Raw genomic sequence first — 14285 nt, forward strand, 5'->3', positions numbered from 1 at the left:
AGGGATCGCGGTGAGTCAGCACGGACGACAGCAGGGACGCCGCGTCGGCCCGGTGGTGGCCGTGGTCGCCGGCGCCGCCGCCCGGGCCGCGTCGGCGGCGCTGCGACGTCGACCCCCGGGCGGCCCGGCCCGGTGGGAGCGGACCAACCACCGGGGTGAGCCGATCAGCCTGCTCGAGGGTCCGTCCTTCGTCGCGGGTGCGGCCAAGGCACTCCTGGTCACGCCCGGACTGCCGCCACGGGCGCGCGCCGCGGCCCTGGTCGCCGGGACGGCGGCCGGTGCGCTGGGCGCCTACGACGACCTGGCCGAGAGCGCGGTGCGCAAGGGGCTGGCGGGTCACCTGGGTGCGCTGTCCCGCGGTGAGGTCACGACGGGGGCGGTGAAGGTGCTGGGGCTGGCGGCCAGCGGCGTCGTCGCGGCGGCCCTGGTCGGTCTCGACGACGGGACGCCGGAGCGGTCCGCGATCGGTTGGGGGGCCGACGTCCTGGTCGGTGGGGCCGTGGTGGCGGGGTCCGCGAACCTGCTCAACCTGCTGGACCTGCGACCGGGTCGGGCGCTCAAGGCCACCCTGATCGCCGGCGTCCCGCTGGCGGTGCGCGCGGGTCCCGGCGCGGGCCCGGCCGGGGCGGCCGTCGGTGCCGCCGCCGCGCTCCTGCCTGACGACCTGGCCGAGCGGGGCATGCTCGGCGACACCGGAGCCAACGCGGCGGGCGCGCTGCTCGGGGTCGCGGCGCTGGCCGCGGCCGGCCGCCGCGGCCGGCTGGCCCTGCTGGCCGCCCTGGTGGGGCTGACCGTGGCCAGCGAGCGGGTGAGCTTCACCCGGGTGATCGAGTCCACGCCGGGGCTGCGCGAGCTGGACGCGCTGGGACGTCGTCCGGCTACCGGCCCGTGAGCGAGCCGCGATCCGGGGGCAAGAACCTGGCGCTGGGAATCGCCGGAGCGGCTACCGCGATCGCCGCGCTGACCCTGGTCACCCGCGTCGTCGGCTTCGGGCGGTGGCTGGTCTTCTCGGGGACCGTCGGGAGCTCGTGCGTGGGCTCGGCCTACGCCAGCGCCAACCTGGTGCCGAACGTGCTGTTCGAGGTCGTGGCCGGCGGGGCGCTGGCGGCCAGCGTCGTCCCGGTGCTCTCGGCGTACCTGGTCGGCGGGGACCGGGCCGCTGCCGACCGCACGGCGTCGGCGATGCTGTGCTGGGCCGTCGTCCTGCTGACCCCGGTCGCCCTGCTGGTGGCCGTGCTGTCCGGCCCCATCGCGCGGGCCATGCTGGACGTCGCCCAGTGCCCCGGCCAGGTGGACAGCGCCGCCCGGATGCTGGTGGCCTTCTCGCCGCAGGTCGTGCTGTACGGCGTCGGGATCGTGCTGACCGGCGTCCTGCAGGCGCATCGGCGGTTCATCGGCCCGGCGCTGGCGCCGCTGGTGTCCAGCCTGGTCGTCATCGGCGTGTACCTGCTGTTCGCCGCCGTCACCGACCGGCCCACCGGTCCGGGCGCGACGTCCTGGCTGCCGGACCGCAACGCAGAGCTGCTGCTCGCCCTCGGCACGACGGCCGGGGTGGTCGTGCTCAGCCTGCCGCTGCTCATCCCCACCTGGCGGGCCCGGATCCGGCTGCGGCCGACGCTCCGCTTCGACCCCGGCGTGGCCCGTCGGGTGCGCCGGCTGGCAGCGGCCGGGCTCGCGGGCCTGCTCGCCCAGCAGGTGCTGGTGCTGGTCACGCTGCGGCTGGCGAACTCGCACGGCGGCACCGGCACCATCAACGTCTACCAGTACGTCCAGGCCGTCTACCTGCTGCCGTACGCGGTGCTCGCCGTCCCGCTGGCCACGGCCGCGTTCCCCAGCCTGTCCAGCCAGTTCGCCGGCGGTGACGGCCCGGCGTACGCCCGCACGCTGCTGCGCTCGACCCGGCTGGTGGTGGTGGTCTCGCTGGCCGGCGCCGCGGTGCTGGTGGCGGTCGCGCCCGCGGTAGGCGGGTTCTTCTCCGCGCTGGACGTCGCGGGGGCCGGGCTGAGCGCCATGCCCGTCGCGCTCACCGCGTTCGCCCCGGGCCTGGTGGGGTTCGCGCTCATCGCGCACCTGGGGCGGGCCCTGTTCGCGGCCGGTCACTCGGCCTGGGCGGCCCGCTCCACCGTGGCCGGGTGGCTCTGCGCCGTCGTGCTCTCGCTGGTCCTGGTCCCCGCGCTGGGCGGCGACGGCGACGTCCAGGCCACCCTGCTCGCGCTCGGGCTGGCCAGCTCGCTCGGGATGACCGTGGCCGGCGTCGCGCTCTGGGTGGGCGCCGCCCGGGTCCGGGTCGGCGAGACGAACGCGGCCGCCGCCCTGCGGTCGTCACTGCCCGTGCTCGGGGCGTTCCTGCTCGTGGCGGTCATCGCCCTGGTGGCGGGTCGGATCATCACCGACCGGGTGCTCGATCCGGGGATCCCGGGCGCGCTGGTCGCCGGTGTGGTGGGATCGGTCCTCGCCGGCGGCGTGCTGGTGGTGGGCCTGGCGGTGGTGGACCGCGAGGACCTTCGGACACTGCTCCGTCGTGGGGCATGAGGTGGCCAAGGAGGCCGTGGACGTGAACCAGCGCCGCCGTCGGGTCCTGCTCGTGGTGGGTCCGGTGGCCGGCGGCATCGGGGTGCACGTGAGCAGCCTCGCGCGCGGCCTGCCCGCGCACGGCTGGGACGTGACGGTCCTGACCACCCCGGCGTCGGCCTCCCGCTTCGACTTCGGCCCCGACGTGCACCCGATCTGGCCGGACCACCTCGCCTCGTCCCCGGGCCGCGTGCTCCACCTGCGCTCGGCCGCCCGCGACGACGTCGTGGCCGCCGACGTCGTCCATGCGCACGGCCACCAGGCCGGGGTCGTCGCCCTCGGCCTGACCGGGCTGACCGGCGTCGCCCGGCGACCCGTCGTGGTGTCCTGGCACAACGCCAGCCTCGGCTCGGGCGTCGACCGCCGGGTCCGGGACCTGACCGAGCAGTGGCTGGCCCGACGAGCGGACCTGGTGACCGGCGCGTCCAGCGACCTCGTCGACCGGGCCACCCGGCTCGGGGCGCGATCCGCCGAGCTCGCCCCTGTCGCCGCGCCGCAGGCCGGCGCGTGGTCCGGCGACCGGGACGCCGAGCGCCGCGAGGTCGCCGCCGAGCTCGGGCTGGACCCGGACCTGCCCTGGGTGCTGACCGTCTCCCGGATCGCCAGCCAGAAGAACCTGCACGTCATCGTGGACGCCGCGGCGCGGCTCGCCGAGACGCTGCCGCACCAGTGGCTGGTCGTGGGGGACGGGGACGAGGCGCTCGCCGCCCGCCTGTGGGGACGGATCTCCGACACCGGCGCTCCCGTGCACCTGCTCGGTGCGCGGGCCGACGTGCCCCGTCTGATGGCCGTCAGCGACGTGTTCGCGCTGGCCAGCGCGTGGGAGGCGCGAGCGCTCGTCGTCCAGGAGGCCTTTGCGGCCGGGCTGGCGGTCGTGGCGTCCCGGGCGGGTGGCCTGACCGACCTGGTGCACGGCGTCGGCGTGCTGGTGCCGCCCGGTGACGCGGACGCGCTGGCGCACAGCGTCGGGTCGCTGCTGGCCGATCCCGAGCGCCGTCGTGCCGTCGCCGAGGCCGGCCGGGACCGCTTCGCGCTCCTCCCGGACGAGGACGACGTGCTCACCATGTGGGCCCGGACATACCAGAACCTGGCTCCCTGACGCTCCCGTGAGCGTCGGCGGCGAACCCGCCGCGACCTCCTGCACCGGAACCGGCCTGCGACCTAGTACAGTAAAAGTCCGTGGCGCAGACGAAACATATCTTCGTAACCGGCGGCGTGGCCTCTTCCCTCGGCAAGGGCCTGACCGCATCGAGCCTCGGCCTCCTGCTTCGATCGCGCGGACTCCGCGTGACCATGCAGAAGCTCGACCCCTACCTCAACGTCGACCCCGGCACCATGAACCCGTTCCAGCACGGGGAGGTGTTCGTCACCGACGACGGCGCCGAGACCGACCTGGACATCGGGCACTACGAGCGCTTCCTCGACCAGCCGCTGTCGGCCTCCGCGAACGTGACGACCGGCCAGATCTACAGCGAGGTCATCGCCAAGGAGCGCCGCGGCGAGTACCTCGGCGACACCGTGCAGGTGATCCCGCACATCACCAACGAGATCAAGCGCCGGATGCGGGCCCAGGCCTCACCGGACGTCGACGTGATCATCACCGAGATCGGTGGCACGGTCGGCGACATCGAGTCGCTGCCGTTCCTGGAGTCCGCGCGCCAGGTGCGCCACGACGTGGGCCGGGACAACGTGTTCTTCCTGCACGTGTCGCTGGTGCCCTACCTCGCGCCGTCCGGTGAGCTGAAGACCAAGCCCACGCAGCACTCGGTGGCCGCCCTGCGCCAGGTCGGCATCCAGCCGGACGCGCTGGTGATCCGCAGCGACCGCCCGGTCCCGCCGGAGATGAAGCGCAAGATCTCGCTGATGTGCGACGTGGACCTCGAGGCGGTGGCGAACGCCGTCGACGCGCCGTCCATCTACGACATCCCGAAGGTGCTGCACCGCGAGGGGCTGGACGCGTACGTCGTGCGCCGGCTCGGCCTGGCCTTCCGGGACGTCGACTGGACGGACTGGGACGAGCTGCTGCGCCGGGTGCACGAGCCGGAGCACCACGTCGAGATCGGCCTGGTCGGCAAGTACATCGACCTGCCGGACGCCTACCTGTCGGTCACCGAGGCGTTGCGCGCCGGCGGTTTCGACCAGGACGCCAAGGTCTCGCTGCGCTGGGTGCCGTCCGACGCGTGCGCGACCGCCGAGGGCGCGCAGCGCGAGCTGGCCGGGGTGGACGCGATCTGCGTGCCCGGCGGGTTCGGTGTGCGCGGCATCGAGGGCAAGGTCGGTGCGCTGCGCTGGGCCCGTGAGCACCAGGTGCCGGCCCTCGGGCTCTGCCTGGGCCTGCAGTGCATGGTCATCGAGTACGCCCGCAACGTCGCCGGGCTCGGCGGCGCGTCGTCCACCGAGTTCGAGGGGGACAGCCCGAACCCGGTGATCGCCACGATGGAGGAGCAGAAGGCCATCGTCGAGGGCGGGGGCGACCTGGGCGGCACGATGCGGCTGGGGGCCTACCCGGCCAAGCTGACCGCCGGCAGCGTCGTCGCGGACGCCTACGGCACGACGACCGTCTCCGAGCGGCACCGGCACCGCTACGAGGTGAACAACGCCTACCGCGGCGAGCTCGAGGAGGCCGGACTGGTCTTCTCCGGCACGTCGCCCGACGGCGGGCTGGTGGAGTTCGTGGAGCTGCCCCGCGACGTCCACCCGTACTACGTCTCCACCCAGGCGCACCCGGAGTTCCTGTCCCGCCCGCACCGGGCCCACCCGCTGTTCGCCGGGCTCGTGCGTGCCGCGGTCGACGCGCAGCGCGCGGCCCGGCTCGTCGAGGTGGACCGGCCGCGCGAGCAGGTCCCGGCCGGCACGTGAGCGGGCGGACACCGTCGACCCGGCTGGCCGACACCATCGGGGCGCGTCCGGTGTCGGCGTCCGCCGTCGTCTACCCGGGCAAGGTCTGGGACGTCGTCAGCGAGGACGTGGACCTCGGCCGGGCCGGGACGGTGACCCGGGAGATCATCCGGCACCCCGGCGCGGTCGGGGTGCTGGCCCTGGACGACGAGGGGCGGGTCGCGCTGGTGCACCAGTACCGGCACCCGGTCGGCATGACGTTGTGGGAGCTGCCGGCCGGGCTGCTGGACGTCGAGGGTGAGCCGCCGCTGCTCGCCGCCCAGCGCGAGCTGGCGGAGGAGGCCGACCTGCGCGCCGGTCGGTGGGACGTGCTGCTCGACTGGGTGCTGTCCCCGGGTGGCTCGACCGAGGCGTTCCGGTGCTACCTGGCGCGGGACCTGTCGCCGGTGCCGGAGGCCGACCGGCACCAGCGGGACGGCGAGGAGCTCGACATGCCGACCGAGTGGTTCGACCTGGACGAGGTGCACACCGCCGTCCTGGCGAACCGGCTGAACAGCCCGTCCCTGGTGGTGGGCGTCCTTGCGGCGCACGCCTCGCGGGCGCTGGGCTGGTCGACGGTGAAGCCCGCGGACTCACCCTGGCCGGAACACCCCAAGCTGCGCTGATCCCGCCCCTTGCGTCCGAAGGGATCCCACCTCGTGGTGCGATGCCTTCGGACGTCAGCCGGGGACCGGCCCGAGGTCGGGGGAGCAGACCCGCTGGCCGGACAGCGGCGACGGGTTGCCGCCGGACACCCGCCTGACCTCGGCCCAGCGCGACGACGCCACGTGCACCTTGGTGGCCGCGGTCCGCCACGACCAGCCGGAGCGGGCCGTGGCGCACACCGACCGGCTGACGACGCGGGGGGCGGCCTTGGGTCCCGCGAGCTGCTGCGCGACCCGGAGCGCCACGGTCTCCACGAGTGACATACCGGCGACCTGGCTCGGGTTGCGGTCGCTCAGCACCGTGATGACGTACCCGCTCGTGGTCCCCGCTCGGCGGACGAAGCCGGTGGAGCCGACCCGCCAGCCGTTGCCCCGCATGGGGTAGAAGCCGTTCTTGAGGGCGACGTGCCAGCCGGCCGGAACGCCTCGGGTGATGCCCCAGCGCTGGGTCGGCGTCACGGCGCTCAGGTAGTCCAGGGCGATGGCGCGCCCGGCCGCGCGCAGCGGGCCGCCGCCGTAGAGCAGGCCGCGGGTGACCAGCGTCCGGTCCTTCGCGGTGGTCACCGTCGCGCCGTAGGCCAGGCTCTCGGTCGTGTGGGTCGCACCCATCCGGACGTCGAAGCGGTGCATGCCGGCGACACCGCCGACCCGGCCGAGCAGGTCGGACACGGACGGGTTGTTGTAGGAGTAGGTGATCATCGGCTTGATCCGGGCTCGTTCCCACGCCGTGGGGCCGCGGCCCCGGTCCTGCGCGCGCAGCAGGGTCGCCCCCAGGACACCGGCCTTGATCACCGACGCCGTCGTCAACCGCAGGCTCGGGTGCAGGTGGTACCAGCAGCGGGTGCGGGTGTCGTAGACCGCGGCGGTGACCCGGCGTCCCGGGTACTTCTTCGCCAGGGCCGCCGCGAACTCGGCGGTGAAGACCACCCCGCAGGACGCCGCCGCAGTGGCTGGTGCGGCTGCGGTTGCGGTGGGCGCAGCGGCCGAGGCCGGCGGGACGGGCACGAGGAGGGCGGCCCCCAGCAGGGCGCCGATCAGGGTCACGGGACGGCGAGCGCGCACCTGGACCACCTCCGCGCCCGACCGTAGCGCGCGCCACGTCGGCGTGGGGCTCAGGCCCGGGGCAGGTCCTCTTCCCAGAACTCAGTGCCGGAGCGGGCGTCGACCTCCGTGCCGGCTCCGTGCAGCTCCACCTCGCGGGCTCGCAGCTCGACCCGACGGATCTTGCCGCTGATGGTCTTGGGGAGGTCAGCGAACTCGATTCGCCGGATCCGCTTGTACGGCGCGAGGTGGGCCCGGGCGTGGTCGAGGATGGACGCCGCGGTGGCGGCGTTCGGCTCGTACCCGGCGGCGAGCACCACGTACGCCTTCGGGACGGCCAGCCGGGTCGGTTCGGGGGACGGCACGACGGCGGCCTCCGCCACCGCAGGGTGCTCGATCAGCACGCTCTCCAGCTCGAACGGGCTGATCCGGTAGTCGGACGCCTTGAACACGTCGTCCGAGCGGCCGACGTACGTGATGTAGCCGTCGTCGTCCCGTCGGGCGACGTCCCCGGTGTGGTACGCGTTCTGCCGCATGGCATCCGCGTTGCGGTCGTGGTCGTCCCGGTAGCCCACCATCAGCCCGAGCGGGCGCCCGTACCGGCCGTCCAACGGTAGGCACAGCTCGCCCTCGTCGCCCTGGTCGCCGGTGACCGGGTCGAGCAGGAGCACCTCGTACCCGGGGAGCGGGCGGCCCATCGACCCCGGCTTCAGCGCCGCCCCCGGCGGGTTGCCGACCTGGGCGGTGGTCTCGGTCTGGCCGTAGCCGTCGCGCACGGTCAGGCCCCAGGCCCGTTCGACCTGCTCGATCACCTCGGGGTTCAGGGGCTCGCCGGCGCCGACGACCTCACGCAGGGGGATGGCGCCGCGGTGGGCGGCCAGATCGGCCTGGACCAGCATCCGCCACACCGTCGGCGGCGCGCAGAACGTCGTCACCCCGCACTCGGCCATCCTCGCCAGCAGCGGCTCGGCCGCGAACCGGGACTGGTTGACCACCAGCACGGTGGCCTCGGCGTTCCACGGCGCGAACAGGTTGCTCCAGGCATGCTTCGCCCAGCCGGGAGAGCTGATGTTCAGGTGCACGTCGCCGGGCTGCAGCCCGATCCAGTACATCGTCGACAGGTGACCCACGGGGTAGGACACGTGGGTGTGCTCGACGAGCTTGGGCTGGGCAGTCGTCCCTGACGTGAAGTACAGCAGCAGCGGCTCGTCGGCGCGGGTCGCGACCTCGGGGGTGAACGAACCCAGGTGCTCGAAGCTGGCCCCGTAGGACAACCAGCCGGGGACGTCGTCGCCGACCGCGATGCGGGTCCAGCCGCCGCCGACGTCGGCGAACTTCTCGGTGTCGTCCGTGCGGGCGACGACGTGCGCGACGTGACCCCGGTGCACCCGGTCCTGCAGGTCGGCCGCCCCGAGCAGGGTGCTGGCCGGGATGACGACGACGCCGAGCTTGATGCAGGCGAGCAGGGTCTCCCACAGCTCGACCTGGTTGCCCAGCATGAGCAGCAGCCGGTCGCCGCGGTCCACGCCGTGCGCCTGCAGCCAGGCGGCGAGCTGGTTGGACCGGTCCGCCATCTCCGCGTAGGTGACCTGGGTGCTCGTGCCGTCCTCCTCGACGACCCACAGCGCCGTGCGTGGTCCCGTCTGCGGGGATCCGGCCACGACGTCGAACCAGTCCAACCCCCAGTTGAAGTGCTCCAGGCGCGGCGGGACGTACTGCCGCATCGCGCTGTCGTAGTCCTCCCGGTCGAGCAGCAGCAGGTCCCGTGCCGCCCGGAAGGTCTCGTGGCTGTTGTCGTGCTCCGGCAAGGTCATGTCATGGACCCTCGCACCCGGCGCGGCGGCGTGCAACGGTGGACGCCCGGGACGCAGACTGGATCCTCAAGGCGGCGACGTGTCCTGTCGACGCCCATATGTCGATCTCATCCGTCCCAGGAGGCACCACCATGCGCAGCCGTCACGGCTCTCACGCCGTCCTCGCCGCAGGCTGCGCAGCCCTCGCCGTCGCAGTGCTGAGCGGGTGCGGTACCGGCGACGGCGGCCAGGTGGCGGCCTCGGCCCCGGCCGCACCGAGCGCGAGCACCGGCTCCACGACCACGGACCCGCCGTCCGAGCCGGCGAGCCCGTCCCAGACCGGTGCTCCCTCGGCGACTGCCTCGGCGACGTCCACCGCATCGGCCGCGCCGTCGCCGGCGTGGCCGAAGTCGCTCGGCGAGCCCCAGCAGGGTGACCCGGTGTGGGGGGTGTACCTGGCCGTCGGCCACAGCGCTAGCGACCCGGCGGTGGAGCGGGCCCAGAAGGACGCCGCGTCCGTCGGCTACCAGGCGGTCGTCGGCGACGTCGCGTGCGACCAGGGGGCCATGGAGGCCCTCAAGCTCGACGAGTACGACTACTGGTCGGCCGCGACCCTCTACTTCGCCACCCAGCAGCAGGCCACCACCTTTGCCGCGGCCTACACCGCCAAGGTCGGCGCACCCAAGGGCGTCGCCAAGGTCAACGTGGGCTGCCTGGACTGAGGGGGTCCTGGGGCGAACGTGCATGATCACGGGGAGGGGGAACGGGGCGGGTCCCCACCCGGGTGACCAATGCCGCGCCCGCCCGGCACCCGGCGGCCAGGGCGTCGGCCACGGCCCCGCCGTCCGACGTCACGGGGAGGGTCACGGCGAGGGTCACGGCGAGGTAGGCAGCGCAGAAGGCGTCGCCCGCGCCGGTCGAGTCGACGACGGCCCCGGACGGCGGGCACGCCGGCACGGTCACCGGGGCCGCGCCCTCGCTCGCCCACCGGGCACCGGCCCGGCCCAGCTTGAGCACCACCTCGCGGTAGTCGGCGGTGAGCCGGGCCACGGCGAGCTCGGGGTCTCGCGTGCCGACCAGGACCTCGGCCTCGTCGAGCGTGCAGAAGACGAGGTCCGTGCCCTCGGTCAGCCGGACGAACTCCTTGCCACCCAACGCCTGCAGCGGCGCGGCGCTCGCCACGTCGACCGACGTCCGCACCCCGGCGGCGCGCGCGGCGGCGAGTGCCGCGGACCCGGCGTCACGCGATCCGGGGTTGAGCAACGTGTACCCCGAGACGTGCAGCCACCCGGCGCTGGCCACGTCCCCGGCCGCCACGTCGTCGGTGGTGAGCCCGGAGTTCGCGCCGGCGTCCGGCAGCATCGTGCGCTCGCCGTCGGCGCCGACCAGCACCACGACGGTGCCGGTCGCCCGGACGTCGTCCACGGCCACCCGCACGTCGACGCCGCCGGTGCGCAGCACCTGGACCGACTCGGTGCCGAAGGGGTCCGCGCCGACCCGGCCGACGAAGCGGACCGGCACGTCCAGCGCCGCGAGCCACGCCGCGACGTTCGCGCCCGCCCCGCCCTGGTGGGTCTGCACGTGGGCGGCGGTGTCCGAGCCCAGCGCGAGCGGGTCGTCCACCCGCGCCACGACGTCGGTCATCACGTCCCCGATCACCAGCACCGGCGCGCCGCTCACGAGTGCTGGCCGCCGGTGGCGTGCGCGACGGCGATCTGCGCGGCGAGCGCGGCGTTGCGCAGGATGATCCGGGTGTTGACCTCGAGGCTTCGCCCGTCGGTGTCGTGGTGGAACCGGGCGAGCAGGTAGGGCGTGGTGTCCTTGCCGTGCACGCCCTCGGCGTCCGCGCCGGCCAGGGCCTGGGTGAGCACCCGGTCGTGCAGGGCCGGGTCGAGCTGCTCGTCGGCCGGGAGCGGGTTGGCGACGACGAGCCCGGCCCGGTCGGTGCCCAGCTCGGCCCGGGAGCGCATGACGGCAGCCACCGCCTGCGGGCTGTCCACCCGGTGCTCGACGGCGTGCCCGGAGTCGGACAGGTAGAAGCCCGGGAACCGGTCCGTGCGGTAGCCGACCAGGCCGATGCCCAGCGTCTCCATCCGCTCCAGGGTGGCGGCGACGTCCAGGATCGACTTCACTCCGGCGCACACCACGGTGGTCGGCACCCGCGACAGGGTGACCAGGTCGGCGGACTCGTCGAACGTCAGGTTCGCGCCGCGGTGCACGCCGCCCAGGCCGCCGGTCGCGAACACGGCGATGCCGGCCCGGGCCGCCAGGTGCGCGGTCGAGGCGACCGTGGTCGCGCCATGCCCGCCGCGGGCCGCGACCACCGCCAGGTCGCGCACGCTCACCTTCACCACGGAGTCGTCCCCGGCGACCGTGGCCAGCGCCGCGTCGTCCAGGCCGATCCGCACCTGGCCGGCGACGAGCGCCACCGTGGCCGGCACGGCCCCGCCGTCCCGCACGACCTGCTCGATCTCCCGGGCGACCGTGAGGTTGGTCGGCCGGGGCAGCCCGTGGCTGATGATGGTTGACTCCAGCGCCACGACGGGGCGGCCCTCGGCGAGCGCCGCGCGCACCTCGTCGGACAGCACGATCACAGCCGGCTCCTCGTCATGCGCCGCAGCCTAACCAGCGACCGGACTAGGCTCGCGGCGTGCCCGCAGACACGCTCCCGTACCCCGCGCACTGGGAGGCGGACGTCGTCCTGCGGGACGGCGGGGTCGTGCACCTGCGGCCGATCCGGCCGGACGACGCCCCGGCCGTCGAGGAGTTCCACGCCGGGCAGAGCGCCGAGTCGATCTACCTGCGGTTCTTCGCTCCGCTGGCTCGGCTCTCGGACCGCGAGCTCCAGCGCTTCACGAACGTCGACCACCGGGACCGGGTCGGGCTGGTGGCCACCCTGGACGACGCGATCGTGGGGATCGGCCGGTACGACCGGATCGAGGGGTCCACGGCGGAGGTGGCGTTCAACATCTCGGACGCCCACCAGGGGCGCGGCGTCGGCTCGGTCCTGCTGGAGCACCTCGCCGCGGCCGCGCGCGAGCGGGGGATCGGCAAGTTCGTGGCCGACGTCCTGCCGCAGAACCGCAAGATGATCGCGGTCTTCAGCGACGCCGGCTACCAGGTGAGCCACCGCTACGAGGACGGCGTGATCGCCCTGTCGTTCGACATCTCGCCCACCGAGGACTCCGACCAGGTCCGGGAGGCTCGCGAGCACCGCGCCGAGGCGCGCAGCGTGCAGACCCTGCTGAACCCGACGTCGGTGGCGGTCGTCGGCGCGAGCCGCGACCCGGACGCCATCGGCCACCGGCTGCTGCAGAACCTGATCGAGGGGGGCTTCACCGGGCCGCTCTACGCGGTGAACCCGGAGGCCTGGGAGGTCCAGGGCGTCGAGAGCCACACCCGGGTCACCGACATCCCCGGCCAGGTCGACCTCGCGGTGGTCGCCGTCCCCGCCGAGAGCGTCGGCGACGTGGTCGCCGACTGCGGCACCGCCGGCGTACGCGGGCTGGTCGTGGTCAGCAGCGGCTTCGCCGAGACCGGTGAGGACGGCGCGGCGCGGCAGGTCTCGCTCGTCCGCACGGCCCACCGGCGCGGCATGCGGGTGGTCGGGCCGAACTCGTTCGGCATCGTGAACACCGACCCGGCGGTCCGGCTCAACGCCTCGCTGGCCCCGGCGCTGCCCCCGAACGGCCGGCTCGGCCTGTTCAGCCAGTCCGGCGCGCTGGGCATCGCGGTGCTCGACACCGCCCGCCGGCGCGGGCTCGGGGTCTCCAGCTTCCTGTCGTCGGGCAACCGCGCGGACGTGTCCGGCAACGACGCCATGCAGTACTGGCTGGACGACCCGGCGACCGACGCGGTCGGCCTGTACCTGGAGAGCATGGGCAACCCGCGCAAGTTCTCCCGGGTCGCGCGGCGGCTGTCCCGCAGCAAGCCCGTCATCGTGCTGAAGTCCGGACAGTCCAGCTTCGGCGTCCCGCCCGGTCACACCGTGCGGGAGTCGCTGCTGCCACGGGACGCCGTCGACCAGATCCTGCACCAGGCCGGCGTCATCCGGGTGGAGAACATCCACCAGCTGTTCGACGTCGCGCAGCTGGTCGTGCACCAGCCCCTGCCCACCGGACCGCGGGTGGCCGTGGTGACCAACTCCGCCGCGCTGGGGGCGTTGGCGGCCGACGCCTGCGCCAGCTGGGGCCTGGACGTCGTGCACGGTCCCGTCGCGGTGGCCTCGGAGGCGAGCGCGGACGAGTTCCGGCAGGCGCTGACCGCGGCCTTCGCCGCCCCCGACGTCGACTCCGTCGTCGCCGGCTTCATCCCGCCGCTGGTGACCATCGACGCGGACGTCGCCGTGGCGCTCGCGGAGGTCGCCGCCGCCGGGGACAAGACCTGCGTGGCGACGTTCTTGGGGATGCACGGCGTCACCGAGGCGCTGTCGTCGTCCTCGCGAACCGTTCCGGCGTACCCGACGCCGGAGGACTCGGTGCGCGCCCTGGTCTCCGCGACCCGGTACGCGCAGTGGCGCAGCCGCGACCGCGGCCAGCGGGTCGCCCCGAAGGACCTGCAGCGCGAGCGGGCCCGTGAGCTGGTGGAGCGGCTGACCCCGACCGACCCGGACGGCGTGTGGTTGGAGCCGAGCGACGCCGCCGAGCTGTTGGCCGCGTACGGGGTGGAGGTCTGGCCGTCGTTCCCGGTGACCACCGCGGCGGAGGCGGCCGCGGCCGCGGAGCGGGCGGGCTACCCGGTGGCGCTCAAGGCGACCGCGCCGCTGCTGCGGCACCGCGCCGACCTGGGTGCGGTCCGGCTGGACATCCTGAGCGAGGGCGAGCTGCGGCACGACTTCGACGAGATGCTCCGACTGCTCGAGCGGCACGGTCCGGGGGAGTTCGTCGTCCAGGCCATGGCGCCGGTCGGGGTGGCCTGCGTGCTGCGCTCCGTCGAGGACCCGTTGTTCGGGCCGGTCGTGGAGTTCGGCGTCGGCGGGCCACCGACCGAGCTGCTCGGAGACGTCGCCCGCCGCAGCCCGCCGCTGCGCGAGGGGGACGTCGTCGACCTGGTCCGGGGGATCCGGGCGGCGCCGCTGCTGTTCGGGTACCGCGGCGCCGAGCCGGTGGACGTCGACGCGTTGGAGGACCTCGTGGGCCGGGTGTCCGTGCTCGCCGACGACCTGCAGCAGGTGGCCGAGCTGGAGCTGAACCCGGTCGTCGCCGCACCCGAGGGTGTCTCGGTGCTCTCCGCGCGGGTGCGGTTGGCGCCACCCCCGGTCCGTACGGACGCCGACACCCGCCGCATCCCCGGCTGAGCCAGAAAACCGCGTGGTACACAGGTGGCCACAGGTGTACCA

General features: G+C 74.4%; 11 protein-coding genes. 7 read left to right on the plus strand and 4 right to left on the minus strand.

Annotated elements, in window-relative coordinates; all coding sequences use genetic code 11:
* Positions 1-10 precede the first annotated feature (10 nt).
* The 5 genes from ABEB17_RS10030 to ABEB17_RS10050 all read left to right on the plus strand — a co-directional run bounded on the left by ABEB17_RS10030 (position 11) and on the right by ABEB17_RS10050 (position 6074).
* Positions 11-892, plus strand: a complete 882-nt coding sequence (locus tag ABEB17_RS10030) for a hypothetical protein (protein WP_345716555.1) — start codon at positions 11-13, stop codon at positions 890-892.
* On the plus strand, positions 889-2532 hold the full coding sequence (gene murJ, locus ABEB17_RS10035; protein WP_345716556.1) for a murein biosynthesis integral membrane protein MurJ: 1644 nt from the start codon (positions 889-891) through the stop codon (positions 2530-2532). Before ABEB17_RS10030 ends, murJ begins: the two co-directional genes overlap by 4 nt.
* Positions 2522-3670, plus strand: coding sequence for a glycosyltransferase family 4 protein (locus tag ABEB17_RS10040; RefSeq protein ID WP_345716557.1), 1149 nt, complete (start codon positions 2522-2524; stop codon positions 3668-3670). The genes murJ and ABEB17_RS10040 overlap by 11 nt, the downstream gene beginning before the upstream one ends.
* A gap of 80 nt (positions 3671-3750) precedes the next feature.
* Positions 3751-5430 (plus strand): CTP synthase, encoded by a 1680-nt coding sequence (gene pyrG, locus ABEB17_RS10045; RefSeq protein ID WP_345716558.1) that lies wholly within the window; start codon positions 3751-3753, stop codon positions 5428-5430.
* Entirely contained in the window at positions 5427-6074 is a 648-nt protein-coding gene (locus ABEB17_RS10050; RefSeq protein ID WP_345716559.1) for an NUDIX domain-containing protein, read from the plus strand. The genes pyrG and ABEB17_RS10050 overlap by 4 nt, the downstream gene beginning before the upstream one ends.
* A 54-nt stretch (positions 6075-6128) precedes the next feature.
* On the opposite strand, the gene ABEB17_RS10055 is transcribed toward ABEB17_RS10050, so the two are convergent.
* Both ABEB17_RS10055 and ABEB17_RS10060 read right to left on the minus strand, forming a co-directional pair.
* Positions 6129-7175 (minus strand): serine hydrolase, encoded by a 1047-nt coding sequence (locus ABEB17_RS10055; protein ID WP_345716560.1) that lies wholly within the window; start codon positions 7173-7175, stop codon positions 6129-6131.
* Between the two features lie 50 nt (positions 7176-7225).
* Positions 7226-8968, minus strand: a complete 1743-nt coding sequence (locus ABEB17_RS10060) for an AMP-binding protein (protein WP_345716561.1) — start codon at positions 8966-8968, stop codon at positions 7226-7228.
* A 131-nt stretch (positions 8969-9099) separates the two neighbouring features.
* Between ABEB17_RS10060 and ABEB17_RS10065 the strand changes: the two genes are divergently transcribed.
* Positions 9100-9669: a hypothetical protein gene (locus ABEB17_RS10065; protein WP_345716562.1), complete on the plus strand. Its 570-nt coding sequence runs from the start codon at positions 9100-9102 to the stop codon at positions 9667-9669.
* Here ABEB17_RS10065 and ABEB17_RS10070 read toward each other — a convergent pair.
* Together ABEB17_RS10070 and ABEB17_RS10075 are read right to left on the minus strand one after the other, a co-directional pair.
* Positions 9647-10627 carry a carbohydrate kinase family protein gene (locus tag ABEB17_RS10070; RefSeq protein WP_345716563.1) on the minus strand — a complete coding sequence of 327 codons (981 nt, stop codon included), beginning with the start codon at positions 10625-10627 and terminating at the stop codon, positions 9647-9649. The two genes, ABEB17_RS10065 and ABEB17_RS10070, sit on opposite strands and share 23 nt — an antisense overlap.
* The gene (locus ABEB17_RS10075; RefSeq protein WP_378226931.1) at positions 10624-11541 is read right to left on the minus strand and encodes a pseudouridine-5'-phosphate glycosidase; all 918 of its coding nucleotides are present in this window, start codon (positions 11539-11541) and stop codon (positions 10624-10626) included. The genes ABEB17_RS10070 and ABEB17_RS10075 overlap by 4 nt, the downstream gene beginning before the upstream one ends.
* Positions 11542-11597: 56 nt before the next feature.
* Between ABEB17_RS10075 and ABEB17_RS10080 the strand changes: the two genes are divergently transcribed.
* A complete protein-coding gene (locus ABEB17_RS10080; protein WP_345716564.1) occupies positions 11598-14243 on the plus strand; it encodes a bifunctional acetate--CoA ligase family protein/GNAT family N-acetyltransferase in 2646 nt (881 codons plus the stop codon).
* Positions 14244-14285 lie beyond the last annotated feature (42 nt).

This window comes from Angustibacter luteus, assembly GCF_039541115.1.
Classification (GTDB): Bacteria; Actinomycetota; Actinomycetes; order Actinomycetales; family Angustibacteraceae; genus Angustibacter; species Angustibacter luteus.